At 62.8% G+C, this 25,272-nt stretch carries 25 protein-coding genes and 1 pseudogene; 18 read left to right on the plus strand and 8 right to left on the minus strand.

The annotated features are described in order from the left end of the window. From H536_RS0108565 to H536_RS0108570, 3 genes and pseudogenes are all read left to right on the plus strand, one after another. A partial coding sequence (locus tag H536_RS0108565; protein ID WP_024350075.1) for an IS30 family transposase occupies positions 1–317 on the plus strand: 317 nt, incomplete at its 5' end. Positions 318–353: 36 nt separating this feature from the next. Continuing rightward, positions 354–656: pseudogene (locus H536_RS25480) on the plus strand (GNAT family N-acetyltransferase); the annotation flags it as partial. Positions 657–704: 48 nt separating this feature from the next. Continuing rightward, on the plus strand, positions 705–2,474 hold the full coding sequence (locus H536_RS0108570) for a tetratricopeptide repeat protein (RefSeq protein ID WP_029702923.1): 1,770 nt from the start codon (positions 705–707) through the stop codon (positions 2,472–2,474). Here the strand turns inward: H536_RS0108570 and H536_RS24320 are convergent, their stop codons facing one another. The 4 genes from H536_RS24320 to H536_RS0108590 all read right to left on the minus strand — a co-directional run bounded on the left by H536_RS24320 (position 2,475) and on the right by H536_RS0108590 (position 6,834). Further along, on the minus strand, positions 2,475–3,416 hold the full coding sequence (locus H536_RS24320) for a hypothetical protein (protein WP_024350077.1): 942 nt from the start codon (positions 3,414–3,416) through the stop codon (positions 2,475–2,477). A 96-nt stretch (positions 3,417–3,512) separates the two neighbouring features. After that, the gene (locus tag H536_RS0108580) at positions 3,513–4,607 is read right to left on the minus strand and encodes a gluzincin family metallopeptidase (protein WP_205620012.1); all 1,095 of its coding nucleotides are present in this window, start codon (positions 4,605–4,607) and stop codon (positions 3,513–3,515) included. 212 nt (positions 4,608–4,819) lie between these two features. Next, positions 4,820–5,650, minus strand: coding sequence for a TfuA-like protein (locus tag H536_RS23685; RefSeq protein WP_081651874.1), 831 nt, complete (start codon positions 5,648–5,650; stop codon positions 4,820–4,822). Beyond that, complete coding sequence (locus H536_RS0108590; protein WP_024350080.1) at positions 5,647–6,834, minus strand: YcaO-like family protein; 1,188 nt, start codon at positions 6,832–6,834, stop codon at positions 5,647–5,649. The genes H536_RS23685 and H536_RS0108590 overlap by 4 nt, the downstream gene beginning before the upstream one ends. A 762-nt stretch (positions 6,835–7,596) precedes the next feature. Between H536_RS0108590 and H536_RS23690 the strand changes: the two genes are divergently transcribed. After that, positions 7,597–7,824 (plus strand): DUF1153 domain-containing protein, encoded by a 228-nt coding sequence (locus H536_RS23690; RefSeq protein ID WP_244495413.1) that lies wholly within the window; start codon positions 7,597–7,599, stop codon positions 7,822–7,824. Between the two features lie 76 nt (positions 7,825–7,900). Here H536_RS23690 and H536_RS22510 read toward each other — a convergent pair whose 3' ends face one another. Further along, positions 7,901–8,281 (minus strand): IS5/IS1182 family transposase, encoded by a 381-nt coding sequence (locus tag H536_RS22510; protein ID WP_051141559.1) that lies wholly within the window; start codon positions 8,279–8,281, stop codon positions 7,901–7,903. 347 nt (positions 8,282–8,628) lie between these two features. Between H536_RS22510 and H536_RS0108600 the strand changes: the two genes are divergently transcribed. The 4 genes from H536_RS0108600 to H536_RS0108620 all read left to right on the plus strand — a co-directional run bounded on the left by H536_RS0108600 (position 8,629) and on the right by H536_RS0108620 (position 12,668). Further along, complete coding sequence (locus H536_RS0108600) at positions 8,629–9,063, plus strand: curlin (RefSeq protein ID WP_024350081.1); 435 nt, start codon at positions 8,629–8,631, stop codon at positions 9,061–9,063. A gap of 59 nt (positions 9,064–9,122) precedes the next feature. Further along, entirely contained in the window at positions 9,123–9,509 is a 387-nt protein-coding gene (csgH, locus tag H536_RS0108605) for a curli-like amyloid fiber formation chaperone CsgH (RefSeq protein WP_060576888.1), read from the plus strand. 95 nt (positions 9,510–9,604) lie between these two features. Then, a complete protein-coding gene (locus H536_RS0108610; RefSeq protein WP_024350083.1) occupies positions 9,605–10,018 on the plus strand; it encodes a hypothetical protein in 414 nt (137 codons plus the stop codon). Positions 10,019–11,045: 1,027 nt separating this feature from the next. Beyond that, on the plus strand, positions 11,046–12,668 hold the full coding sequence (locus H536_RS0108620; protein ID WP_024350085.1) for an ABC-F family ATP-binding cassette domain-containing protein: 1,623 nt from the start codon (positions 11,046–11,048) through the stop codon (positions 12,666–12,668). A gap of 180 nt (positions 12,669–12,848) precedes the next feature. On the opposite strand, the gene H536_RS0108625 is transcribed toward H536_RS0108620, so the two are convergent. After that, positions 12,849–13,835 carry a zinc-dependent alcohol dehydrogenase family protein gene (locus H536_RS0108625; protein WP_024350086.1) on the minus strand — a complete coding sequence of 329 codons (987 nt, stop codon included), beginning with the start codon at positions 13,833–13,835 and terminating at the stop codon, positions 12,849–12,851. A gap of 128 nt (positions 13,836–13,963) precedes the next feature. Continuing rightward, a complete protein-coding gene (locus H536_RS0108630) occupies positions 13,964–14,872 on the minus strand; it encodes a LysR family transcriptional regulator (RefSeq protein WP_024350087.1) in 909 nt (302 codons plus the stop codon). 233 nt (positions 14,873–15,105) lie between these two features. Between H536_RS0108630 and H536_RS0108635 the strand changes: the two genes are divergently transcribed. The 9 genes from H536_RS0108635 (at position 15,106) to H536_RS0108675 (ending at position 22,922) form a co-directional block, all read left to right on the plus strand. Continuing rightward, positions 15,106–15,408, plus strand: a complete 303-nt coding sequence (locus H536_RS0108635; RefSeq protein ID WP_024350088.1) for a DUF1330 domain-containing protein — start codon at positions 15,106–15,108, stop codon at positions 15,406–15,408. Between the two features lie 46 nt (positions 15,409–15,454). After that, a complete protein-coding gene (locus H536_RS0108640; RefSeq protein ID WP_081651876.1) occupies positions 15,455–15,826 on the plus strand; it encodes a DUF1330 domain-containing protein in 372 nt (123 codons plus the stop codon). Between the two features lie 124 nt (positions 15,827–15,950). Further along, positions 15,951–16,892, plus strand: coding sequence for an LLM class oxidoreductase (locus tag H536_RS0108645; RefSeq protein ID WP_202814803.1), 942 nt, complete (start codon positions 15,951–15,953; stop codon positions 16,890–16,892). 11 nt (positions 16,893–16,903) lie between these two features. After that, positions 16,904–17,689: an SDR family NAD(P)-dependent oxidoreductase gene (locus H536_RS0108650; protein WP_024350091.1), complete on the plus strand. Its 786-nt coding sequence runs from the start codon at positions 16,904–16,906 to the stop codon at positions 17,687–17,689. A gap of 243 nt (positions 17,690–17,932) precedes the next feature. Next, positions 17,933–18,622, plus strand: coding sequence for a GntR family transcriptional regulator (locus tag H536_RS0108655; protein WP_024350092.1), 690 nt, complete (start codon positions 17,933–17,935; stop codon positions 18,620–18,622). Between the two features lie 466 nt (positions 18,623–19,088). Next, the gene (locus H536_RS0108660) at positions 19,089–20,093 is read left to right on the plus strand and encodes a TRAP transporter substrate-binding protein (RefSeq protein ID WP_024350093.1); all 1,005 of its coding nucleotides are present in this window, start codon (positions 19,089–19,091) and stop codon (positions 20,091–20,093) included. An 83-nt stretch (positions 20,094–20,176) separates the two neighbouring features. Beyond that, positions 20,177–20,707 (plus strand): TRAP transporter small permease, encoded by a 531-nt coding sequence (locus H536_RS0108665; RefSeq protein WP_024350094.1) that lies wholly within the window; start codon positions 20,177–20,179, stop codon positions 20,705–20,707. Between the two features lie 2 nt (positions 20,708–20,709). Continuing rightward, entirely contained in the window at positions 20,710–21,990 is a 1,281-nt protein-coding gene (locus H536_RS0108670; protein ID WP_024350095.1) for a TRAP transporter large permease, read from the plus strand. A gap of 188 nt (positions 21,991–22,178) precedes the next feature. Continuing rightward, positions 22,179–22,922, plus strand: coding sequence for an SDR family NAD(P)-dependent oxidoreductase (locus tag H536_RS0108675; RefSeq protein ID WP_024350096.1), 744 nt, complete (start codon positions 22,179–22,181; stop codon positions 22,920–22,922). A gap of 191 nt (positions 22,923–23,113) precedes the next feature. Here the strand turns inward: H536_RS0108675 and H536_RS0108680 are convergent, their stop codons facing one another. After that, the gene (locus tag H536_RS0108680) at positions 23,114–24,277 is read right to left on the minus strand and encodes a mandelate racemase/muconate lactonizing enzyme family protein (RefSeq protein WP_024350097.1); all 1,164 of its coding nucleotides are present in this window, start codon (positions 24,275–24,277) and stop codon (positions 23,114–23,116) included. 106 nt (positions 24,278–24,383) lie between these two features. Here H536_RS0108680 and H536_RS0108685 point away from each other — a divergent pair, with 106 nt between their 5' ends. Further along, a complete protein-coding gene (locus tag H536_RS0108685; protein ID WP_024350098.1) occupies positions 24,384–25,271 on the plus strand; it encodes a LysR family transcriptional regulator in 888 nt (295 codons plus the stop codon). The last annotated feature ends 1 nt before the right edge of the window (position 25,272 follow it).

Here is a 25,272-nt window from a genome sequence, read left to right on the forward strand (position 1 = left end):
CCGGCCTGCGCTCCTCGGTGACGTTTGATAACGACACCGCCTTCGCCCGCCACCGCCTGCTCGACGACCTGTTCGGCATGTCGACCTGGTTCTGCGACGCCTACGCTTCCTGGCAGAAGGGAGGCGTCGAAAACGCCAACGGACGATTGCGACGATGGCTGCCCAGATGGCTCGATCTCGACACCCTGTCCGAAGCCGATCTCCAGGACGCCATTGTCAGCCTCAACACCACGCCGCGCAAATGCCTCGGCTTCATCACCCCTTTCCAGTGCCTCCTCCAGGAACTTGGCAAGGACGTCCGAATCCGCTTCTCATGAGCATGTTGCGTTTCGCGCTGGAATCCACCCCGCGGCAAGGGGCTCGGGTTTCATTTCGGTTCCCTGCTTCTGGACATCGCATTCGATCATCTCCGCCTCCGCCGGCTCACGACCTTTTTTCGGTCGGATAACGAGCGGACAGATAGGCTAGTCACGCACCTCGGCTTTCGCGAAGAGGGCCGAATGCGCGAAGCGTGGTTTGCCAAGGGCCGGACATTCGACGCCGTTGTTGTCGGCGTATTGCGGGACGAATGGTACGCCAATCGCTCCGCTCTTCAGGCGGAGCTCCGATGCGACCAAAAGATAAGGTTTGGGGCGGTGGAAGAACACGCACCATAAGCCGACCCCGGAGTCCGGCTATTCTCGATTACGGTGAGGCGGCTGACAGTGAAGGCACCAGACCAACCGAATGGGCCACGACGGCGACTCGGAGCAGCGCTGTTCGCTGACATTGTGAATTATGCAGACTTGATGAGTCGGGATGAGGTCGGTACCCACGCGGCGGTAATAGCTCGCCTGCGCCTGCTAAGCCAAATCGGCGAAAGATATCGCGGCGAAGTCATACAGCGGCTCGGTGATGGCGTTTTTATGCTATTCGACAGCGCCGTAGACTGCGTCTGCTTCGCGATGCGGGCGCAGATTGCCATGCAGTCTGAGAATAGCGACCTTCCGTCGGAGCGGTGCATTGTCTTCCGGATTGGGATACATTGCGGTGAGATTCTATTCGCCGACGAGGGAATAGGCGGCGACACCATCAACATTGCTGCTCGGATTGAGTCACTGGCTCCACCGGGATCGATCGCATTGACTTCTACTGTGCACGAACAGGTACGCAACAAGGTACCAGCCGGGTTCGAGTATCTCGGACCCAGAGTGCTGAAGAACATCGCCGAACCGGTGGAACTCTTCCTGCTACGCGAGGACAGCGAGCCAGCGGCAATGACTCCAGCGTTGAGGCTAGGGAGGCAGGATCGTGCAGCGGCGATAAGCGACCAATCAGTGGTCATCTTGCCATTCAAGTTTGATGGCGAACCGGGCACTGAGAACTGGTTAGCCAACGGGCTGACGGAAGACATCACGACGAACTTGTCGCGCTTCCATAACCTCTTCGTGATTGCGCGCAACTCTGCTTTTGTCTACCGCGAGCAGGAAATATCGCCGCTGGAAGCCGGACACCGTTTCCAAGTACGCTACGTTATCTATGGTACTGTACGGCGCTCGGGAAAGCGTCTCAGGATCACTGTCCAGCTTGTTGACGCCATCCGCGATCGGACGATCTGGGGCGAGCAATACAATCGCAATCTCGACGATATTTTCGACATTCAAGACGAGATTAATCGGACCGTTGTAGCGGCGATTGCCGTTCAGATTGAAGCATCCGAGCGCGAGCGCTTGCGAAGTGTTCCACCGTCCGATCTGCGCGCTTATGGTTTTGTCCTACAAGGCCAGCAGCACTCTCTTCAGTACCGCCGCGAAGAGAATCTCATCGCTCGCCGGCTTTACGATGCCGCGCTTCAGGCCGATCCGCAGTATGCGCGTGCGCTGGCGGCTAAGTCGCGAACCCTCAATCTCGACTGGCGCTACAAATGGGGTGACGAGACGACTGGCGCTTTGGATGAAGCGCTAAACTTAGCCCTTTCAGCAACGTTGTCAGATGAAACAGACGCGAGGGGATTCGGCGAGCTTGGGTACGCGCACCTGTACCGAAAAGAGCATGATGCATCGATTAGCGCTTATCGTCGTGCCCTATTGCTTAATCCAAATGATGCAGATCTGATGTCCGACATGGCCGACGCGCTTGCGCATTCGGGCCGAGCAGAGGAAGCCATCACCCTTCTCGAAAAGGCAATGCAGCTCAATCCATTTTTTCCGGACCAGTACCTTTGGCATTTAGGTGGCGCATACTACAAACTGCATCGCTACGACGAAGTCATACAGACTATTCAGTCGATGCAGAATCCCACCGAAGGACGCCGTTTGCTTGCTGCGAGTTACGCCCAGATGGGCAGGCTTGACGAAGCGCGCAGTGAAGCTGAAATGGTACTGCAAGCCCATCCTGGTTTCCTCGTCGAGCATTGGGCGAGAGTCTTGCCGGATCGGCTACAATCTGATGTGGAGCACTTCGTTGACGGGATGCAGAAAGCTGGGCTCTCTTAATCAGTCACTCGCGTCGCCCCGTCGGCCCGGATAACGCGCACCGCTCAGCATAGCGCCAGAAAACCTCGCACCACTCACCATGGCGCCGCTGACCATCGCCCCGGCCACCCTGGGGCCACCGGCACTGTTGGGGTCGCTAAAGAAGGTATTGAGAAGCACCTGCTCAAACATCCCAGTATCGATATCCATTCTAATCGTGTAGTCGGCCTTGTCGTAAGACCAGACTTTCAGTTCGTCGGCGTAGTCAAAATCGGCGGCTGCCAGCCCAGTAAGCGAGGGGTCCCCGGGCGCTCGCGCGCGATTTGCCATGCCCTTCTTTCCCGTTCTGTATTCAGTGGCTTCAACACCATCCCCATGGACCAGAAACAATACAGGGCGAGGCAGTTCGTAATACGTACCCTCGTAGCTAAATCCGTAAACGCGGGCGAAGCGCGCAGATTGACTGGTCAACTGATTTTGTAGGAACTTATTAGTACGCGGACTTCTGGCGGGAGACGGATTATGATTTCCGTCTTTCTGATCTGCTGAAGGAACGATCGCCGTCGGAAATCCATTCGCGGGATTTGTATCAACAATTCTCCAAAATGTATTCTTGTTGGTTCTTCCCTTTCTTATTCTTATCATCATGTTGGCTTCATATTCGAAGCTTTCATCGATCTCCAAACGCGACGATCCAGTATCATTGCCTTTGGCATTCGCAGGGACGAATTTGTAAACGCCAAGCTCATTTGGGTCTGTCTGGTTCTTGAGTAGTATTCGATGCTTCGGTTTCAGACGGACGCTGTCCACCTCGACGATTCCCGTAAGCGCGTGGTTGTTGATACTCGCTAAATCTACTATTTCAAAGTTTGACATCGGGGCGGGCGGATCTACGATATCCAGATCCTCCACCACGCGTCCGAACAACAGGATATTCGATGGACTGAGTAGCGTCTCGGTCATCTAGGCCTCCTTATGCCCGGCCTGGGCAATGAGAGCTGGGCGCTAAAGCCCTCCTCAAATTATACCTGTAAATCGTGTCGCTGGATAGGGATGACATCATCTTCCTTTGGGGACTAACGTGCGAACTGACCCAGCGTGACTGTCATTGCCAAACGGCTGCAATTGCGGTCCGACTTTGACCCAACCAATGTCACGTAGGTCAAAATTTCCGCGGATCATTCGAAAAAATCTGCCTCTGTTGAGTTGCCGATCAACGAGCTCGAATACCTCGGCGACATCAACGTAGCTCAGATCGTCCCGCTCAATCAGGTCCCAAGTCGTGGCCAGATATGTTCCAACTATGTCGCGCGCCCGCAATAGTGCCATCTTGAACCCGTCTGGATCACGCGCGAATGCTTTGTCGAATAAGCGCTGCATGGTCGATGCATAATAAGGGGTAGCTAGCAATTTATCGGACAAATCTTCCAATATTGGAGTGATCAGCCCATGCTCAAGGAGCTCCTCATGAAATATATCGACTAGAATATCGAAGAATGCGCCCGTCAGTGGCTGGGACAAGTCATGCTCTTTTCTCCAGCCACGTTTGAACTCCGAAAGCCGCCGGTCGTTCGACGAAATCCGGATCTGTTTGTTAGGGGACAACTCAGCCATCCGGCTGACCCGGTTCAAGGTGTAGAGATTGCCGCGCGTTGTCAAAAGAAGATCGTCGACAACCGAATTGAAGTGCAAAGAAGATATTAGCGCGACAAGGTCAGCCGCCGATTCGTGAAAGCCGAAATACTCGCCGGTCGCCGCCTCTGGGTCGGGTACACCGAGCTCGCTGTAGATTATGGCGTGACCAACTTCGTGAGCAATCACATCGAAGTTCAAGCTGTACGGTACAAAACTCTCGCCCTTTCCGTGGCCTCCGACCTCAATGAAGCCATAACCGGCATATGCATTCTGCAAACTCGGCAGTATGGATAATTCCAAGCGCGGAAAATCGCGTTCAAATTGCCAGCGTATTGGGCGCTGAAAATAGTTTTCCCATACGTCGATGACGAAGCGCACGGTGCCGAAGAGATGCGCCATCTCGAATTGCTCGGTACCCATCCGTAGATAGTCGAAGTGCCCCTCTGCGTCTGGCAATGCTGGCAGATTGATGGGGCCGTGCCACGGTGGCAGCGAAAGCGTGGTGTCCTTTCGATCCATGCTGATCCCGTAGGGATGGCGCTTGCCGATCGGATAAACAGTGTAGGCGCGGTGGTCAGCAGGACCGGGCCTCACCTGTCCCGCAGGTGTCGCGATTAGTACCGTCTCAGGTGCAACCTGCGCCGCGGCGAAACTCGCCTGCGGGAAGAGCCTGAAGCGCGTGCCGCATATAGCCAAGTCGGCCCCCAGAGGCTGCCGTCCGCTTGCTCGCCTTAACGGTCTCGGCGTTGGGGTGAAGTTACCACTGCATCACGGAGCAGGCTAGCCAACGTCTCGCGCCCGCCCCGGGGTGACCGGCTCAGTGACCTGGCAGGCTGACTTCCTTCGTTCCAGCCTGCTAAGGCCCGGTCCCACAGGAATGTCGGTTCGAAGTCGTGGTGGACGCGCGGCAACGCATCACGGCTGCAGAGTTCTGTTACCAAAGCGACCATCGCCAGTGCGTCCTTTCGCTTCTGATCAACGCGCCCAGCCGGTAGCCAAGCTCGGAAACGCTTAAGATCGGTTGCTTCCGTAGTAGCGATGCCCTCCATGATATTTGTCCAGGTCCGAGCCTTGTAGAACAAGCCCATTGCACTGTGCATCACTGCTTGCGCAGTGCAGGGACCGAAAATTCCAGCCTGCTGCGCGGCATTAGTTGTAGCGCGGACATTCACCAACGGTTCGGTGAGCGGTAGATAGCCGACGTCCTCTGGCCCATGCAGGAGCGCGACTTCGTCGTCGGCCTCGAGATTGCCGTTTCGATAATCCTGATAGATTTGGCCGACCCCAACCACGCCGTAGGCATCGAGTTCCGCTGCTCTAAGCGCACCCATACTTGCTGCTCCGAAGACCGGTATCCCAAGAGACAGCGCCCAGAGGATCTCCTTGTGCCAGACCGCCAGAACCCCCTCGAAGAAGCCGTCAGCGAGGGCAATGGCGTCTGGCCGCGACTGGGCTGCGTGAAAAACATCGCCATTCCGCGCTGGCGGCTGCCGATCGAAGACAGGCGGTAGCGGTTGCTCCAAACGAGCTAAGGAAGGCCCAGCGAAAAGCACGACGCTCATTGTTGCTCCGCAGCGGCGCGGGCACGAGGGCCAGGCACGTAGCCAGGGCCGTCGTGCGGCGCCTCGAGTCCGGGGACGATTACCCGCACCACCGGGATACCCACGCCCGGCTTGTCAAGGTGAACAGCGACTGCTCCGTTCATACCGCACGCTGCAAGGCGGTCGAGCAAGTAACTCACCTGATCCTCTGGTGCGCAGGTCGCGAAAGACGGGCCAATGTTGTAGCGGCGTGGAGGGACGCTGTCGGCGAGGAGCCACTCCACATACCTCCTCTTTCCCATCAGACCACGCGGCGTAAACTCCGCGGGCTCGAGATCATCCCGAGAGCCGGTCACATAGGTCAGGCGGGTCTGCGCGGCCTCGGTAAGCGCCCGAATTAGCGCTATGTGTCGCTGCGGATGCGTGCCTGAACCAAGCCCTATGTGCCCGAGCCCCGCCACATCTTCCCAGATCAAGCAAAGAAAGCTCGCGACAGCGACATCCGTCGCTACATCCCATACTGCAACTCGCAGTCCGGCGTCGCTGATCTTCGCGCAGGTGGCCGCAGCGATAGGATGGTCGATCGAAGTAAGGTCAATACGCGTTATTGCCCGTGCCTCCGCGGATTGAGCCGACCACACCGCTACCGAATCCCGTTCGATCACCTCGCAAAGGGCGCTGCGAAGCGCCATTGCGTTCGTCGATCCAGAAGCTAGTCCATTCGTACTGGCCGGAAACAGACCGTACCCTGGCTTGAGCGGCTCGGAATAGTCAGCATGCACCATCTCGAACGGCAAGAGCAGCTTTCGTCCTGAGCGGAGCTCGACCCCATCCACCCAGAGCACCCGCGAATGCGGCGAGCGCGCCTCGCCTGAGATCCGGGGCAGACGTGAGACATCGATGGCGCGTCCCGACGCGGCAACGTTGGCGATGCTGTCTAACGTCAAAGGTAGCGTGATATTCTCCGCGTGCCAGACCTCGATCGCCTCCATCAACGCAGAGATCTTCGCGATTGTGAGATCGACCCCTTTCCCTTGTGAAACGCTCACCGACCTGGCGGCAGGACGGATGGCTAGCGCCACAGGGATCCCAATCCGATCAAGGTTTGTGACGTCTGCAAGCCGGGTAATTCCAAACTCCGACATCCGGCTCACTAGCGTGTCCAGCTGCGTAGCCTTCGTGTACGGAAGCGTAGCCTCACCCATGCATTCACTCAGCACATAAAGTTATCGCGAAACTGGGTTGTCGGCCCGCTGCCATCTTTCGGAAGCTGTTTCGAGGATTGTGTCGCAAGGACGTTGGCCGTTCATTGGGGTCAAGCCTGAACCGACGGCCGAGCCTGTAGCGGTAGTAAGAGTCGACAGCGAGATGCGTGATCCTAACACATGGGCAGCACCGCGGCAGAGTGCGCTCTGCGCTAGACTTTGCAGACACATATTTGCGGAGCCTGTTTCGGCCTCGGTGGCGCGCTTGGAGCGCAGCGACAATGCTGCGGCGCGACAGACATATCGATCCGTGGCCGACCGGAAGCGGTGGCGGACTTCTGACGAAGTGCTGGGCTCTGCTTGCGGCGTGTCTGAGAGGGGCCCGAACGTCGCTACTCATTGTCGGATGGCGCATGGTTTGGCAGTGCGCCCGTGCTCTGAGGCGATAGATCGCGGCCAAGCTTCAAGCAAGAATTAAGGCAGGCATAGTTATTGAAAGCGTAGATGATGGACTGATTGCGCTTTGCCCGGCGGCCGCCGCGAGGGCAATCGACAGGAGTTCCCCGTCTGCATCGATGCCCTCGCTACCGGTACCGCGCCTTTCCCGGCGTTCGAAGAGCACGCCGGGTTTGTGTCAATATGATGACGGGATCGCTCTGCAGGCGTAGCGTATCTATTGAATCTGCTTGTGATGTGCTGTCAAAATAAAGTCGGATTTTGGTTTACTGTATTTCGTAGTCAAACCGTTTTATGAGGCTCGTTATGCGGGACGTCTTGCCTCCATATGACGTAGAGAGATGGACGCCTCGTCGGAAAGCGTCGGTGGTAGGCGCTGTGGCGGGCGGCGACCTAACCGCAGATGCGGCATGTGCGAGATACAAGATCTCTCGGGAGGAGTTTCTAATGTGGGAGAGGCTCGAAAATCGCTATGGCGTTTCGGGCCTTCAGACAACGCGCGCTGAGAACTATCGCAAGCGGAAACCCGACTGAGCCGCTCGGGTTTGTATGCCACACATCTCTTAGAGTTGATTTAAAACTGATGAAGCTTGGGGATGCGGCGCATGATCTAGGCGGCGTAGAGAAAGGCTCTGGCGGAACCGATCGTGGCTTCGAAGTTTTTAGCGAGCCTTCGGTTTCGGTTGATCCAGTCGAGGAACCGTTCAACGACTCTTGATCTTGTTGCCGGCGTCGTAACCACAAGGCTGCCCGCTTCGGTGGTCTTGACCCTTTGACCGTCGGTGATTGCCGCCGTGGGACTGGCAGCGCGTTCCGTCCGCTCTCGGTCGGCCATGACAAGAGCGTGGTCGATCTTCTCGAAAATGCAGCTGTCACGCCAAGCCGCAGACCATCGGTAGACCGTGCTCCATGGCTGAAAGTCGCTCGGCAACAGGCACCATTCGATGCCACCGCGCATGACGTAGAAAATCGCGTTGACGATCTCTCGCATGTCTCATGATCTCGGCCGTCCCGTCCCGTCCCGTCCCGTCCCGTCCCGTCCCCGTCACGCTCACCGGCGGGAGATGCGGCTCGATCACCTGCCACTCCGCATCAGTTAAGCTAAGCTGTCAATGGAGTTGATGTTCATATCGCTAACTGAAGACGAGGCGGCAACAAACAACGATCTCAGATCGTCGACCTGAGACACCCGGAAGCCTGCCCGTCGCCTTCGGCCCTCCGGTCATCGTGTGGCGCTGAACGCGGTATGAACGAGGCATTCAGCGACGGTTCCGACCGCCGGGTTCAAGTTCGGGTCATTCCATCCCGAGCCGATGTGCTCTTGTCGGAGATGCCCAGATGATCCGCTTGCCCCTTGCTTCTGCCCTCGTTGTTCTCGCCGGCCTGACGACCGTAACCCCAGCATCCGCCAACGACGTGCGTTTCGACCAGTACGGCTGGTCGAACTCCGCCGGCGGATCTCAGCAAGGCTACCGCAACCGTATCCGCGTCCATCAGGACGGCCGATACAATCGCTCGGTCAGCGAGCAGCGCGGTTCGCACAATCTGTCGGTTGTCGGTCAGGAGGGGCGTAGGCATTACGGCGCGACCTACCAGTACGGCAGGCGCAACTCCGCCGGCATCGGCCAGTTCGGCTCCGACCACACGACAATCCTCTCTCAGGACGGTCACGGCAACATTGCGGCCGGTGTTCAGGTCGGACGCGGCTGCTCGGCCGACGTCGCGCAGGGTGGCAGCGGGAACGTTGCAGCCCTCGTCCAGGCCTGCGACTGACCCCGCGCTGAGCGGCGCGTCCCACCCGTTACATTCCCATCCCATTGATGAGGCCCGCCATGCCATTGCTCCGCCCTCGCCACCGCCTCGCCGCGGCTCTGGTTCTCCTCGGCGCCACCACCGCTGCCTTTGCCGGCCCAGCGGTCACGCGATCGGGCGAGGCGCCGATCCGGTGCGAACTCGACGTCTCGCGCCGGGGCGGTTCGGTCGAACTGACCGCGCTCGCCCATGCCGCGAAGTCAGCGCGTGGTAAGTATGCGTTCCACGTCTCGGGTCGGGGAACCGACATCCGGCAAGGCGGGCCCTTCGCCATCGCTTCCGGCGGGACGGAACAACTCGGCATGGTCACGCTCAGCGCCGGCGGCTCCGGCTACGACGCCGATCTGACCGTCGTCATCGATGGCAAGACGATATCCTGCTCCGGCCGGGTCGGCGGCAAGATCTGACGAAGCGACAATACCCTGCTTTGCCGCGCCGGCCCGGTAGGGGCCGTTTCCAAACTCCACGCATGTCCCGGAACAGACCGGGGAACGGAGATCTTATGACCTTCATTTCCGCGAACGCCATTGCGGCCGCACTTGCCATTGCTGTGGTCGCCCCGGCGACCTTCGCCACGCCCGCGGCCGCCGGCGGCCAGGTGTCGTGGACCTTCGTCCCGAATGACCGGCAGACGAGCGGGGCCGTTGAAGCGGGGCTGCGGATCTATTCGCTCTATAACGGCCTCAAGGACGGCTCGATCCGGCAGAAAGGCCAGGGCAACAACGCCGGCCTCGCCCAGCGCGGACGGGGCAATGTCGGTCTCGTCCAGCAGCGCGGGAATGGCCATTCTGGCACGCTGGAGCAGAACGGCGACGGCAACGCCTACGGTCTCTTCCAATTCGGACGCGGAGCCCGCGACGCCGTCGTCCAATCCGGCAACCGCAACAGCGGCGCGACCTTTACCTACGGTTGGTGACGGGGATCGTCAGCTTTCAGGCTCGGTGCGCTCAGGAGTTGTCTGACCTCTGTGGCCGCCTTGAAGAACAAGGGGTGATTCCGGGTATCGGCGTGGTCGGGTGCCTCCATCTGTCCGGCCTTTTGTTGCAGGGCGGTGCTGCGGGCCGTAAGGAGTCCGCAGGTCGGATCCATATCAGCTTTTCGCGCTGGAACGCGCTCGGCCATTCCCTCCTTCGACCGCCTGCGCCACCGGCGACCTCTGGCGTCAGTCTTGGCCTCACGCCCCGACCGGTGCCGGCGCGCTGTAATTCTCCTGCCTAGCAAGAGGCACCCAGACCATGTGCGCCACCGTGTTGGCCAGCGCGAGCGAGACCAGCATGCGGGGTCTGCGCACCAGCATACCTTCCAACCATGAGCCTTCCGGCGGTTCCTCGCACGATGCCTCGCAGTCCCGGCCGGCGGCGAATAACCTTGAGCATGAGCCGCGGAAAGAACGGTCGGGCGGAGCAGACAGTAAATCCGGAGCAGTTAGAGGCGATCCAGTCCTGGCTGGGCCGGAAGGGAGCCTGTTCAGTCTCGCGGTTGAACGCTGCGGCATCTCTGTGGCCGCTCACGCTCTCAGGTCGGTCAGACTTCCACAACCATCTCTTTGGACGGAACGGCTGCGGACCCGCAGTTTATCTCGGCCATACGCAGCCTCGGTTTATGGATCAGGGAGGCCTTGCCGTGGGACCTTCAGGTGCTACACTTAGAATCAAGTCGCAGCCGTGAAGGCAAGGGAATCAAGGGGTTATTTCGGCTATTCCGGTAGGTCAGAATCCTGCCGCCCCAGCCAAGAATCTCCATCCCTCTGAAATCGTTGGTCTCGGCTGGAGAGAATCCTCCGACTGAAATGGCCCTCTGACTAAAACCCGCTGAGGCTGCGTGGATAGTCCAACGCCGTACGAGCGCCGACAAAACCGGCCGGTGGCGTCGCGGCCCCTTGCACGGCAGCGGGTGGGATGGTTTGAGGCGGCTCCTCCCTCGCTCCCACCTGGAATCCCCGCATGATCCGCCTTGAAAGCCTCGGCAAGCAGAACGGCAAGCAGATCGTCTTCATCGAGGCGTCGGCCGCATTACAGCGCGGCGAAAAGGTCGGGCTTGTCGGCCCGAACGGCGCGGGCAAGACGACGTTGTTTCGCATGATCACCGGCGAGGAACTGCCGGACGAAGGCCAGGTCTCGGTCGACCGTGGCGTGACCATCGGCTATTTCAGCCAGGATGTCGGCGACATGGCGGGCCGCAGCGCGGTGGTCGAGGTGATCGACGGGGTGGGACCGGTCAGCGCCCTGGCGGCCGAGATGGCGGAGCTGGAAGCGGCCATGGCCGACCCCGACCGCGCCGACGAGATGGACGAAATCATCACCCGCTACGGGGAAGCGCAGGAGCGTTACGACGAACTCGACGGCTATGCGCTGGACGGGCGTGCCCGCGAGGTGCTGGACGGCCTCGGCTTCAGTCAGGCGATGATGGACGGCGATGTCGGCGAGCTGTCCGGCGGGTGGAAGATGCGCGTGGCTCTGGCAAAGATCCTGCTCATGCGCCCCGACATCATGCTCCTCGACGAGCCGTCGAACCATCTCGATATCGAAAGCCTGATCTGGCTCGAAACCTTCCTGAAGGGCTTCGACGGCGCTGTCCTGATGACCTCGCACGATCGCGAATTCATGAACCGCATCGTCAACAAGATCATCGAGATCGACGGCGGCGCGCTGAATTCCTATACGGGCGACTACGAGTTCTATCGCCAGCAGCGCGCCATCGCCGAGGTGCAGCAACAGGCGCAGTTCGAGCGACAGCAGGCGATGCTGGCGAAGGAAGTGGCCTTCATCGAGCGCTTCAAGGCGCGCGCCAGCCATGCCGCGCAGGTGCAGAGCCGGGTCAAGAAGCTCGACAAGATCGAGCGCGTCGAGCCGCCCAAGCGCCAGCAGACGGTGCGCTTCGAGTTCCAACCGGCGCCGCGCTCGGGCGAGGACGTTGCAACCGTCAGGGCCGTCCACAAGAGCTACGGCGATCGCACCATTTATCAGGGCCTCGACTTCCAGGTGCGCCGGCGCGAGCGCTGGTGCGTGATGGGCGTCAACGGTGCCGGCAAATCGACGCTGCTCAAGCTGGTCGCCGGTGCCTCGGAGCCGGATATCGGCAACGTGACCCGGGGGCCGAGCGTCAAGACGGGCTATTTCGCCCAGCACGCCATGGAGCTGCTCGAAGGCGACCGCACCGTTCTGCAGACGCTGGAAGACAGCTTTCCGCAGGCAGGCCAGGCGCCTTTGCGTTCGCTGGCGGGCTGCTTCGGCTTTTATGGCGACGAGATCGAGAAGAAGTGCCGCGTCTTGTCAGGTGGCGAGAAGGCCCGGCTGGTCATGGCCAGGATGCTGTTCGACCCGCCGAACTTCCTCGTCCTGGACGAGCCCACCAACCATCTCGACATCGCCACCAAGCAGATGCTGGTCGAGGCGCTGTCGCGCTACGAAGGCGCGATGCTCTTTGTCAGCCACGACCGCCATTTCCTGGCGGCGCTCTCCAACCGCGTGCTGGAGCTGACGCCGGAGGGGCCGCATCTCTATGGCGGCGGCTATGCCGAATATGTCGAGCGCACCGGCCAGGAGGCCCCGGGGCTGCGGAGCTGAGCCCCGCGGCGCCCCTGAGACGCCTCAGGGATGGATCGCGGACAAACGGCGGGCGCGGAGCAGGGTGTGGCACCGCAACAGGTACGGGCGATCCGCTTTGCGCGAGTCCGCGATCGTGCAGGTTCGGTTTCGCGAGCGAGAGCGGCTGCATCCCCGGGGCCGCTCCCACTCTCTGGTCGGTCAGACGACGACCACCACCTTGCCGATCGCCTTGCCGCTGGCGAGGTGCCGATAGGCGTCTTCGACCTCGGCAAGCCTGAACCGCCGTTCGTCGACCACCGGCTTCAACGCGCCCTCGTCGCAGAGACGGGCCAGTTCGGCGAGGATCGCCCCATGGGCGCTCCGATCCTTGTCGTGCAGCATCGGGATCAGCATGAAGACGACATGCAGGGACGCGCCCTTCAGATGTGCGGGCGTCAGATCCAGCTCGGCCATCGCCAGCGTGGTCGCGACATGCCCGTTCAGCGCAACCGCCGCGAAGGAGTTCGTCAGATTGGCCCCGCCCACAGTGTCGAGGACGACGTCGAACCCGGCCCCGCCGGTATGGGCGGCGACGTAATCCGCGACCGCTTCGGTCCTGAAGTCGATCGGCTCCGCGCCAAGCTCCTTCACGACGGCAATCCGCTCGGCGCCGCTATCGGTCGCGTAGGCTTCTGCTCCGAAGGCTTTTGCAAGCTGCACGCCGACATGCCCGACGCCGCCGGACCCGCCGTGCACCAGGACCTTCTGTCCCTTGGTGACGCCTGCGCGGGTGAGACCCTCATAGGCCGTGATGCCGACGAGCGGCAGGGCGGCGGCTTCCCGCATGGACAGGGATTTCGGCTTGTGGGCGATCAGTCTCGCGTCGGCCGGCATATATTCCGCCAGCGCCCCCTGCAGGTCGGCAAGGCCGCCGGCGCAGCCATAGACCTCGTCCCCGACCGCGAAATCCGTGACCCCGGCGCCGACCTCCTCGATCGTACCTGCAAAATCCATGCCGAGGATCGCCGGAAGTGCAGGCGCGAAGCCCAGATCCGATCCCATGTTGCGGATCATCATGTCGATCGTGTTGACGCTGGTCGCCGCGATGCGAACCACGACATGCCCTTCGGACGCCGACGGCCTGGCCTGCTCCCGGGGGCGAAATGCAGCGGTCGGCCCGTATTCCTCAAGGATCATCGTCTGCATGGTCATGCTCCATTGGCTGGTTTCCCAACAAAGCTACACCGTAGGATAATGCGATAAACGGCGGATTTCAGAGTTCAGTTTTCGTCTAAGGGATATAATCGTCCACGTCCGCCGAGTGGTGACGGCAGCTATGCCTGCAGCCAGGGCGGGTTGCGGCCGATCCGGTCGACCAGAAAGTCGATCAGCACCCGCACCTTGGGCGAGAGGATATTCGACTTCGGATAGACCAGCCACAGGACGGAGCCATCGTCGATCTCGTGGTCGGCCAGAACCCGGACCAGCGTGCCCTCCGCCAGTTCGCGGTGAATGCACCAGAGCGAATTCATCGAGATACCCGCGCCAGCGAGCGTCGCGGCTTTCTGGCTCGCACCATCATCGACGATCAGCCGGCAGTTCGTTGCCCCCGGGTCGAAGGTCTGGTCGGTCCCCTGCGGCCCGCGCAGCGGTCGGGGCAGGGCGTTGCGAAAGCCGATGAGACGATGATCCCTGAGGTCCGAGGCCTTTGTCGGCGTCCCGTTCCGGGCGAGATAGGCCGGCGCGGCGACAAGGACCCGCGTATCATCCGCCAAGCGACGCGCCTTCAGCGACGAATCCGCCAGCGGGGCGCTGCGGAGCGCCAGGTCGAACGATCCCTCGATGAGATCGAAGGGCGCATCCGACAGTCGCAGATCGAGCTTCAGATGCGGGTAGCTGTCGAGGAAGTCGGGGACCAGCGGCGCGATATACTCGACCGCGAAGGTCGACGAGGCGGCGAAACGCAGCGTGCCCGTGATGGTCGGGTTGCCCCGCCCCAGCGCGGCAAGGCCCGCATCCTGCTGGGCGAGGGTCTCGCGCGCAAAGGGCAGGAACTCCATCCCTTCGATCGACACCGACACCTTGCGCGTCGATCGGTGAAGCAGTTCCGCGCCGAGCGAATGTTCCAGCTTGGCGAGCCGGGTGCTTGCCGCCGCCGGCGTCATCCCGAGAGCGCGCCCCGCCGCGCTGATGTTCAGCCGCTCCGCAGCGAGGACGAACAGACGCAGGTTGTCGGTATCCATCGATTATATCCGTATCGCAAATACTGAATCGCATTATGCGCAGTTTACTCAGCTTTCGGAAATAGCGATCTTCCCTAGTGTCAGCATGGAGACGGATGCCCCGGCGGGTTGCCGACATGCCCGGCAGTTCAGCGCGTAGATCCGCATCGAAATGCCCTCGCGCGCCCCTTCCAGGACATGAACCGAGCCGCACCGGACAGGCGTCCGTCGTCCGCAATCCAGGAGATGAGACCATGACCGCTTATTCCGTACTCGAAGTGACGCCCACGAACGCAGACTGGGTCGAGGACTATCTGCCCACCGCGAACAAGGTGATCGCGCGCCACGGCGGCAGGTATCTCGCCCGCACGCAGTCGCACGAGCAGATCGAGGGGGAGCCGTATGACGTTGCGCTGCGGATCATCATCGAATGGCCGTCGGTCGCAGCAGCGAAAGCCTTCGAGAGCGATCCGGAATATGCGCCGCACCTCCAGCAGCGCCTGGCGAACTCGCGAAGTGTTCACGCCGTCGTCGAGGGCAAGGACGATCTCGCCTGAGTCCGCCGCCGATCCATTCCGTCACGCTTCACCAGGGAAACGAACCATGAAGACGCTCATCCTCGCCTCCGTGCTGGCTTCGGCCATCTCCACGGCTGCCGCCCAGGAATCCATCCCCTACTATTCCATCATGTCGGTCACGCCGACGACGGATGAGTGGGTCGCCGACTATCTTCCCGTCGCAAACCAGCGGGTCGCGGCCCATGGCGGGAAATTCCTCGCGCGCACCTCGAACCACGAACGTCTGGAAGGCGACCGGGACGATGCCGCCCTCCAGATCATCATCGAGTGGCCGTCGAAAGAAGCCGCCGAGGCGTTCGTCAACGATCCGGAATACAGCCCGCACCTGAAGGCGCGGACCGAGGGCTCGGTGAGCCATCACGTGCTGGTCGAAGGCAAGGACGCCCTGGCCAACTGAGCGTCGGAGGGGGCGCCACCGTCGGCCTGACGGCGAGGCGGCGCCTTCTCTTGCTGCGGCGAGAGCCGAACATGGGTGAGAGAGCGAAAGCCTGGACATGCTGGACCGCGTCGCAAGCCGGAACTTGCCAACGATCAACCGCGCCTACAATGCGGTGTTCCGGCCGAACCGGCTTACCCTGGGGCTCGTCGTGCCCCTGGAAACCTATGCGACGCGGGCCGTGCCCTCGATGACGCAGCATCTCGAGCGGGTACGACTGGCGGACGAGCTGGGCTTTGCGGCGCTGTGGCTGCGCGACGTGCCGTTCAACGTTCCGTCCTTCGGCGACGCAGGCCAGACCTACGACCCGTTCGTCTATCTCGGCCTTCTGGCCGGGATGACGCAGCGGATCGCTCTTGGCGTGGCCAGCGTGGTTTTGCCGCTGCGCCATCCCGCGCATGTCGCGAAGGCGGCGGCCAGCGTCGATGTGCTGTCGGGCGGCCGGCTCATTCTCGGTATCGCATCGGGCGACCGTCCCGACGAGTTTCCGGCGACCGGCACGTCTTTCGCCGACCGCGGCATGCGGTTTCGCGAGAGCTACGACTATATCCGCCACATGGGCGCCGACGCCCCGGCCTTCGACAGCCTGGTCGGCAGTCTGGACGGCGGCATCGACATGCTGCCCAAGCCGGTCGGCGGGCGGCTGCCGCTTCTCGTCACCGGCGGCAGCCAGCAGGATCCGGAATGGATCGCATGCCACGGTGACGGCTGGATGCTCTATCCGCGCGACGCGGCCACGCAGGCGCGGATCATCGGCGACTGGCGAACCCGGACACATGATGCGGGCGGCGCCGCGAAACCGGCGATGGAGCCGCTCTACATCGACCTGGAGGACGATCCCGAGGCATCGCCCCGACCGATCCATCTCGGCCTGCGACTGGGGATGCGCCATCTGGCACGCTACCTGAAGGCGCGCGAGGCGATCGGCGTGAACCATGTCGCGCTGAACCTGCGCTTCAATCGTGCGGATACCGAAACCACCATGAAACGCCTGGCCGACGAGCTGTTGCCAGCCTTCTCGAACTGAGGATGTCCACCATGTCCAAGACCATTCTGATCACCGGTTCGACCGATGGTATCGGGCTGGAAACGGCGAAGAAGCTCGCCGCCGACGGCCATGCGATCCTCTTGCACGGCCGCAGCGCCGACAGACTGGCGGCGGCCGCGAGCGCCATGCCCGACGGCGCGTCGGTCGAGACCTACATGGCCGATCTGTCCCGGCCGGACGCGGTGCGATCGCTGGCGAAGGCCGTTCGCGACCGGCACGACAGTCTCGACGTGCTGATCAACAATGCCGGCGTCTACGGGACGGCGGAGACGGTGACCGCCGAGGGGCTCGACATGCGCTTCGCGGTCAACACGATCGCCCCTTACGTGCTGACCCGCGAGCTCCTGCCAATCATGGGACGGGGATCGCGGATCGTGAATCTCTCCTCCGCGGCACAGGCGCCCGTCGACCTTGAGGCCCTGACGGGCGGCAAGCGCCTGTCCGACGGAGCCGCCTATGCCCAGAGCAAGCTGGCACTGACCATGTTGTCGCGATCGCTGGCCGACGAGCTGGGTGAAGACGGCCCGGTCGTCGTCGCCGTCAATCCAGGCTCGCTGCTGGGCACCAAGATGGTCAAGGCCGCCTTCGGCACGAGCGGAAACGACATCGGCATCGGCGTCGACATCCTCTCGCGCGCCGCCACGTCGGACGAGTTCGCCGACGCATCGGGCCGATACTACGACAATGACGGCCGCCGCTTCGCCTTCCCCCACGCCGATGCGCAGGACGCCGACAAGCGCGAAGCCCTCATGCGGACAATCAACGGTCTCGTCTAGGAGAGGGAAGGATTGCGGTCGCCCGCCCCGGGAAGTGTTGCGTGAAATGCGGCATTCGGGGCTATAAGCTCTCTGCCCGACCTGCGACCGTTTCGCGATCGGCGGCCTTCAACCCCAATCCCGGGGCGAGGCCGTCTTCGAACCGCGAGCAGACCCGAACGCCATGGTCATCCGCATGCGTTGGCCCCTGAACAGGAACATGAACCCGGTTTCGGGCAAGAGCCAGCGACGAGAGCACTGCACATGATGGACGAAACGCAGGCCTGGGATCGCCGCACCGGCATGGACAGGATCACCAGCTATCTCTACGGCGAGATCGTCTCGTTGCGTCTCCTGCCGGGCGCCAAGATTTCCGAAACCGAGATCGCCGCCCGTTTCGGCGTGTCCCGCCAACCGGTCCGGGACGCGTTCAACCGGCTAGCCAATCTCGATCTCCTGCTGATCCGCCCGCAGCGATCGACCGAGGTGAAGCGCTTCTCGAACAAGGGCATCGAGAAGGCGCGTTTTGTCCGCGCCTCGGTGGAGTCCGAGGTGCTGCGGCGGGCCGCCCGCTTCTGCGGGGACGAGGATGCCCGGCGGCTGGACCTCAGTCTCGAAGAGCAGCGCAGCGCCCTGAGCCGGTCGGACTCGCAAGGCTTCATCACGCTCGACTACGAGTTCCACAGAACGCTCTGCGAGATCGCTGGCGTCGACTATGCGTTCGACGTCATCGCGACGGAGAAAGCAAAGGTCGATCGGCTCTGCATGCTGTCGCTGTCCAAGGAAGACCGCATGCCGCAGCTCGTCGAGGATCACCAGCAGATCGCCGAGATGGTCAAGGCGCAGCGCCCCGAGGAGGCGGTCGCTGCGGGCATGCTGCATCTGACACGTCTCGATTCGACGATCGAACTGATCAAGCAGCAGCACGCCTCCTATTTCGACGACGCGGACTGAAGGCGTCGCTCGCGTGACGCACCGCGCGCACCGCCGGTAGCCGATCCCCGGGCCTCGGCCGGGCCGCCACGCGCCGGCCCGCTCACATCATCCCGAAGCATCGCCGATCGCGTCATAGACGGCGTGGTGACCATTCTTCATTGCCGCCCGACCGCTTGCGCGGCAGGGCCCGGTAGGCCTTTGCGAATGGACTTCCGCTTGTGTCCGGGCGGAAGCCCGATGTGGCGAAGCGCTTCCCTTAGCTCTGCTACGCAAACGCGGCGCCCTTTCACGCTCTCGATCATCGCTTTCGCCCCCTTCGCTGCGAACGCATCGCGGCCGGTTTGCAAACTTGCGCTTCACAAACCGAACGTCGACTAGTATACAAGTTCGCACAGGCCATCGCTGAGCATGGTCGATGACGTTTCGCGGACCGGCGTGGTGGAGGCCTGGCGGTCGCGGAATCCGAACCAAACAGGGAGGAAACATGACCGTGACCCAGACATTGCGCCGCCGCGCTGCCGCCGGAACCGCGCTGACCGCGCTGATGGCATTCGCCACGCTGGGCGGCGCCGCCTCGGCTGCCGAACTGCGCGGCTGGAACATCCATGTGGAGGATTATCCCGTCTCGATCGCCATGGAGGCGTTTGCCGCGGAAGTGGCCGAGAAGACGGGCGGCGAGGTCACCTCCAAGATCTACCACAACGGCGTCCTGGGCGATCAGCCCGACGCGATCGAGCAGGTCCGGCTCGGCGTGATCGACTTCGGCGAGTTCAATCTCGGCCCCATGGGGCAGGCGGTTCCGGAAGCGAACGTCACCGCCCTGCCGTTCATCTTCAAGAGCGTGCCGCAGATGTACGAGCTGATGGACGGCGAGGTCGGCGACGCCATCGGCGAGGGGATGAAGGCCAAGGGCATCGTCCCGCTCGGCTGGTACTCCGCGGGCGCCCGGTCATTCTACAATTCGGTGAAGCCGATCAACGCACCGTCCGATGTCGAGGGCCTGAAGGTCCGGGTGATGAGCAACGACCTCTTCGTCAAGATGGTCGAGGCGATGGACGGCAACGCTACGCCCATGGCCTTCGCGGAGGTCTACCAGTCGATCAAGACCGGCGTCGTGGACGGGGCGGAGAACAACCCGCCATCCTACGAATCCACGAACCATTACGAAGTCGCCAAATACTACTCGCTGACCGAGCATCTGATCATTCCCGAATGCCTGTGCATGAGCCTGAAGGCCTGGGACAAGCTGACGCCCGAGCAGCAGGAGATCGTCATGGCGGCCGGCCGCAGCAGCGCCGCCATGGAGCGCAAGCTCTGGGACGAGCGCGAGGCGGCCAGCCTGGAAACGGTGAAGGCCGGCGGCACCGAGGTGAACACCATCGCCGACAAGGATGCGTTCCAGGACGCGATGGCGCCGGTCTATGAGGCGTATCTCGCCGACAATCCGGGCATGGCCGACCTCGTCAACATGATCCGCGAAGCGGACTGAGCTCCCTCAAGGTCGAATAGGCCGCTTCGTCTCCCTGCGGAGGCGGAGCGGCCGCCCTGCGGCCCGCATCGTCCGAGGCAGCCATGACGCCATCCTCATTCCCCGTTCTGACGCTCCGGCGCACGCTCGAGCACCTGCGCAAGGCCTGCATGATCGTCGCGACAGCCGCGCTGGCGCTGCTTATCGCGAGTTTCGGCTGGCTCGTCTTCGGCCGCTATGTCCTGAACGTCACGCCGACATGGGTCGAGCAGCTGGCGCTTCTGCTCATCTGCTACATCGCCTTCCTGGGCGCGGCCGTCGGGGTCCAGGAAGACACCCATATCGGGGTCACGCTGTTTCGCGACATGCTGCCGCCGACGGCCCGCAAGATCGTGATGATCGCCATCGATGTCTGCCTGGCTGCCTTCGGCGCGACGATGCTCGTCGCCGGGATCACGCTGATGCAGTTCGGCTGGGACACGCTGCTTCCGATGCTGCGGATACCGGAGAGCTTCCGCACGCTGGCGATCACCTCCTGCGGCGGCCTCGTCATGCTGTTCTCCGGCACCCGCGGTCTTCTGCGGATCCTGTCCTTCGGGGACTGGAATCCCGAAGCCGAAATCAAGGATCTCTGAACGTGGGACTTGCCATTCTGCTCGGCGTCTTCGGCGCCGGAGTGATCATCGGCGCGCCGGTCGCCTTCGCCATGGGCATCGCGGCAGCCGCGGCCTTCTGGTACGAGGGATTCCCGACGCTGATCACCTTCCAGCGGGCAACCGCCGGCGTCTCCGTCTTCTCCCTTTTGGCCATTCCCTTCTTCGTCTTCGCCGGCGAGATCATGCTGCATGGCGGGATCGCCAGCCGGCTGGTGAAGCTCGCCTCGGCGATCGTCGGCCATCTGCGGGGTGGCCTCGCCATGGTCAACATCTTCTCCTCGATGCTGTTCGGCGGCATCTCCGGCTCGGCCGTGGCGGATATCTCGGCCCTCGGCTCGCTGCTGATCCCGGTGATGAAGGAGCGCGGCTACCGGCCCGATTTCGCGGTCAACGTGACGGTGACGTCGTCGATCGCCGGGATCGTCATTCCGCCCAGCCACAACATGATCATCTTCGCCGTGGCGGCGGGCGGCGGCATCTCCGTCTCTGGCCTGTTTCTCGCCGGCGTCCTGCCGGGCATCCTGATGTGCGTCTGCCTGGCCGTCGCCGCCTACATCATCTCGGTGAAGCACAATTACCCGGCCGAACCCTTCCCGGGCTGGGGCGTCGTGGGCCGGACGGCGGCCGATGCCATTCCCGGCTTCATGACGGCGGTCATCATCGTCGGAGGAACCCTCTCGGGCGTCTTCACGGTCACCGAGTCCGGCGCCTTCGGCGCGATCTATGCAGTCCTCCTGACGGCCTTCTACTATCGCAGCCTGACGCTGAACTCCTTCCTCATCGCCCTGGCGAGTGCCGTTCGCACGACCGCCATGGTGATGATCCTGATCGCCTTCGCCAGCTCCTTCGCCTATCTCCTGGCGCTCTACCAGGTGCCGACCAAGCTCAGCATGCTGCTGGTCTCGATCTCCGACAACCCGATCATGATCCTCCTGATGATCAACGTGATCCTGCTGGTTCTCGGCATGATCATGGACATGGCTGCGCTGATCCTGATCTGCACGCCGATCTTCCTGCCGATCGCCAAGGGCCTCGGCATGGACCCGACTCAGTTCGGCATCATGATGCTGATCAATCTCGGCCTGGGGCTCTGCACGCCGCCGGTGGGAACCTGCCTGTTCGTCGGCTGCGCCGTCGGGCGGATCAAGCTGGAAGCGGCCATGCGGACGATCTGGCCCTTCTACCTCGCCATTCTCGCCGCCCTGCTGCTGGTGACCTACGTGCCGGGCATCTCGCTCTGGCTTCCCTCGCTCCTCAACTGACGAGGCGCAGCTGCGGGCCGACATGCCCTGTCGGCGCCCGGGTCTCGCTGTCGCGGGATGCGGGCGCGGATCACCACTTAGACGCCGACGCGAACGGCGTATGAAAACCTCCGTGTGCCGGGCGCCCCGGCGCCCATCCGGTTCAACGAACACATCGCTGCACGCAGCACGAACAGAAGGAACATGAGATGACACTGAGTGGCAAGACAGCAATCGTGACCGGCGGCGGCCGCGACATCGGCAGCGCCTGCGCGATCCGACTGGCCCGGGAAGGGGCCAACGTCGTCATCAACTATTTCGCCAGCGCCGACCGCGCCCATGCCACGGTGGACGCGATCACGGCTGCCGGCGGTCAGGCGATCGCGGTGCAGGGCGATCTGAGCAAGCCGGACGGCGTCGACGCGCTGGTGGCCAAGGCGGTCGAGACCTACGGCACCGTCGACATCCTGGTGAACAACACCGGCGGCCTGATCGCCCGCAAGACCGTCGGCGAGATGCCGCTGGAGCATTGGCAGGCCGTCATGGACCTGAACGTCACCAGCACCTTCCTGATGACCAAGGCGGTTCTCGCCCACATGAGCAAGGGCGCCATCGTCAACATCGCGAGCCAGGCAGGCCGCGACGGCGGCGGACCGGGGGCGGTCGCCTACGCCACCTCCAAGGGCGCCATCATGGCGATGACCCGCGGCCTCGCCAAGGAACTCGGCCCGGACATCCGCGTGAATGCGCTGTGCCCCGGCATGATCGACACCGACTTCCACAACATCTTCACCAAGCCTGAAGTGCGCAAGAACGTCGAGGCGGCAACCCCGCTGAAGCGTCAGGGCCGGTCGGAAGACGTCGCCAACATGGTCTGTTTCCTCGCCAGCGACGAGGCGTCCTTCGTCACCGGCGCGAATGTCGACATCAACGGCGGAATGCTCTTCAGCTGAGTTGGCCGGAACCGGGGGCCGGGCTCGCGAGCGACCGCAAGGCGCTCGACCGGACGCCGGACCCCGGCATCGCGCTCAGCGATGCCGCAGAACGCGGGGGAGGTAGGGCAGAGGCGGCGTTCCAGACGAACGACCGACAACCTGCATGCCTTCCCGCCCTTCGGCCCCGAACTTCCTCGGCCAGGACTTTTCTATTCCGCCAGATCGCGCATGACCTTGATGAGGTCGGACTTTCCCTCGAAGCCGATGCCCGGGAGTTCGGGCATGACGATGTGGCTGTCCTCCACCGTCACACCGTCGGGGAAGCCGCCATAGGGCTGGAAGAGGTCCGGGTAGCTTTCATTGCCGCCGAGGCCGAGGCCGGCGGCGATGTTCAGCGACATCTGGTGTCCGCCATGCGGGATGCAGCGCGAGGGCGACCAGCCGAACTGGGCGAGGACCTCCAGCGTGCGCTGGTATTCGACCAGGCCGTAGGAGAGGGCGCAGTCGAACTGCAGCCAGTCGCGATCCGGGCGCATGCCGCCATAGCGCAGGAGATTGCGCGCATCCTGGTGCGAGAAGAGGTTCTCGCCGGTTGCCATCGGACCCGGATAAAACTCCGCCAGCGCCGCCTGCAGCGCATAGTCCAGCGGATCGCCGGCCTCCTCGTACCAGAACAGCGGATACTCCCGCAGCATCTTGGCGTAGGCGATGCCCGTCTCCAGGTCGAAGCGGCCATTGGCGTCGACGGCGAGGCGCGCCTGCGATCCGAGCTCTTCGAGGACGGATTCGATGCGGCCGCGATCCTCGTCCAGCGAGGCGCCGCCGATCTTCATCTTCACGACCGTGTAGCCCCGATCGAGATAGCTGCGCATTTCCTTGCGCAGCGCCGAATTGTCCTTGCCGGGATAATAATAGCCGCCGGCCGCGTAGACGAAGACGCGCGGATCGGCCTCGCGGCCCTTCTCCTCGGCCAGCATCCGGAACAGCGGCTTGCCGGCGATCTTGGCGACCGCGTCCCAGACCGCCATGTCCACCGTGCCCACCGCGACGGACCGCTCGCCGTGACCGCCGGGCTTCTCGTTCATCATCATCGCCGCCCAGATGCGGCGCGGGTCGAGATTGGTCCCCGCATCGTTCATCAGCGAGGCGCCGTCGGCCTCGAGAATGCGATCGCGGAACCGCTCGCGGATCAGGCCGCCCTGGCCGTAGCGGCCATTCGAGTTGAAGCCGTAGCCGACGACGCGGCGACCGTCGCGCACCACGTCGGTGACGACGGCGACGAGGCTCGTCGTCATTTTGGTGAAGTCGATATAGGCGTTGCGGATCGGCGAGGCGATCGGCTTGGTGACCTCGACGACGTCGACGATACGCATGGCAAAGCTCCGGTTCTGGCGTGTTCGGCTGGACCGTCGGTAGCGCTGGCCGGGGGCAAAGGCCAATGCTAGATCGGTCTGTGGTCATACCGATTGGGCATTGCCGATGGAGACGATCTGGCTCGAGGACTTTCTGGCGCTTGCATCCGAGCTGAACTTTTCATGCGCGGCGGAGCGGCGGCATATCACGCAGCCCGCCTTCAGCCGCCGCATCCGGGCCCTCGAGTCCTGGGTCGGCACGCCCCTGTTCACGCGCACGACGCACCATGTCGCGATGACGGCGGCCGGCGCCGTGTTTCATGCGCAGGCGGTCATGCTGAGCCGGGATATCCAGCGGCTGCGGCAGGAAACGCGGGCCGCGGCCGGCATCGACGCCGGTGTCCTGACCATCGCGGCGACCCACGCTCTGTCCTTCACCTTCTTCCCGCGCTGGATCCGGGGCAACGACGCGCTGTTCGGCCGCGGCAATCTCAATCTCGTCTCCGACAGCATGATGGCCTGCGAAGAGATCATGCTGCGCGGCGAGGCGTCGCTGATGCTCTGTCATCATCACCCGGCCATGCGCAGCCAGTTCGAGCCGGGCCAGTTCGACAGCGTCGTCGTGGGGTCGGACAGCCTCGTCCTCGTCAGCGCCCCGGATGCCGAGGGCAAGGCGATCTGGTCGCTCGATGCCGGGCGCCCGGCGCCTTACCTCGGCTACAGCGAGCCGTCCGGCCTCGGCCGGATCATCGCGGCCGTCTGGCGCCCTGAGCGTTCGGCCGACCGGATCGAACAGGTGTTCACGTCGCATCTCGCCGCGACGCTGTTGACGATGGCGCGGTCAGGCGAGGGGCTGGCGTGGCTGCCCATGACCCTTGCCGAAGACAGTCTGGAGGCGGGGACGCTGGTTCGGGTCGCGTCGGGCGCCATGCCGATCCCGATCGAGATCCGGCTCTACCGGCACAAGGGCCGGCAGGGTACGACGATCGAGGCGGCCTGGGCGGCGCTGCCCTGAT

The sequence above is a fragment of the Aurantimonas coralicida DSM 14790 genome, from assembly GCF_000421645.1.
Taxonomy (GTDB): Bacteria; Pseudomonadota; Alphaproteobacteria; order Rhizobiales; family Rhizobiaceae; genus Aurantimonas; species Aurantimonas coralicida.

Coding starts and splice junctions, on each gene's coding strand:
- H536_RS23685 (WP_081651874.1), bottom strand. CDS start 5,650: ATGAGCGTCGTGCTTTTCGCTGGGCCTTCCTTAGCTCGTTTGGAGCAA.
- H536_RS0108655 (WP_024350092.1), top strand. CDS start 17,933: ATGATGGACGAAACGCAGGCCTGGGATCGCCGCACCGGCATGGACAGG.
- H536_RS0108620 (WP_024350085.1), top strand. CDS start 11,046: ATGATCCGCCTTGAAAGCCTCGGCAAGCAGAACGGCAAGCAGATCGTC.
- H536_RS0108590 (WP_024350080.1), bottom strand. CDS start 6,834: ATGGGTGAGGCTACGCTTCCGTACACGAAGGCTACGCAGCTGGACACG.
- H536_RS0108640 (WP_081651876.1), top strand. CDS start 15,455: ATGAAGACGCTCATCCTCGCCTCCGTGCTGGCTTCGGCCATCTCCACG.
- H536_RS0108675 (WP_024350096.1), top strand. CDS start 22,179: ATGACACTGAGTGGCAAGACAGCAATCGTGACCGGCGGCGGCCGCGAC.
- H536_RS0108665 (WP_024350094.1), top strand. CDS start 20,177: ATGACGCCATCCTCATTCCCCGTTCTGACGCTCCGGCGCACGCTCGAG.
- H536_RS0108625 (WP_024350086.1), bottom strand. CDS start 13,835: ATGCAGACGATGATCCTTGAGGAATACGGGCCGACCGCTGCATTTCGC.
- H536_RS23690 (WP_244495413.1), top strand. CDS start 7,597: ATGCGGGACGTCTTGCCTCCATATGACGTAGAGAGATGGACGCCTCGT.
- H536_RS0108650 (WP_024350091.1), top strand. CDS start 16,904: ATGTCCAAGACCATTCTGATCACCGGTTCGACCGATGGTATCGGGCTG.
- H536_RS0108660 (WP_024350093.1), top strand. CDS start 19,089: ATGACCGTGACCCAGACATTGCGCCGCCGCGCTGCCGCCGGAACCGCG.
- H536_RS0108685 (WP_024350098.1), top strand. CDS start 24,384: ATGGAGACGATCTGGCTCGAGGACTTTCTGGCGCTTGCATCCGAGCTG.
- H536_RS0108680 (WP_024350097.1), bottom strand. CDS start 24,277: ATGCGTATCGTCGACGTCGTCGAGGTCACCAAGCCGATCGCCTCGCCG.
- H536_RS0108610 (WP_024350083.1), top strand. CDS start 9,605: ATGACCTTCATTTCCGCGAACGCCATTGCGGCCGCACTTGCCATTGCT.
- H536_RS0108580 (WP_205620012.1), bottom strand. CDS start 4,607: ATGGATCGAAAGGACACCACGCTTTCGCTGCCACCGTGGCACGGCCCC.
- H536_RS0108600 (WP_024350081.1), top strand. CDS start 8,629: ATGATCCGCTTGCCCCTTGCTTCTGCCCTCGTTGTTCTCGCCGGCCTG.
- H536_RS24320 (WP_024350077.1), bottom strand. CDS start 3,416: ATGACCGAGACGCTACTCAGTCCATCGAATATCCTGTTGTTCGGACGC.
- H536_RS0108635 (WP_024350088.1), top strand. CDS start 15,106: ATGACCGCTTATTCCGTACTCGAAGTGACGCCCACGAACGCAGACTGG.
- H536_RS22510 (WP_051141559.1), bottom strand. CDS start 8,281: ATGCGAGAGATCGTCAACGCGATTTTCTACGTCATGCGCGGTGGCATC.
- H536_RS0108630 (WP_024350087.1), bottom strand. CDS start 14,872: ATGGATACCGACAACCTGCGTCTGTTCGTCCTCGCTGCGGAGCGGCTG.
- csgH (WP_060576888.1), top strand. CDS start 9,123: ATGCCATTGCTCCGCCCTCGCCACCGCCTCGCCGCGGCTCTGGTTCTC.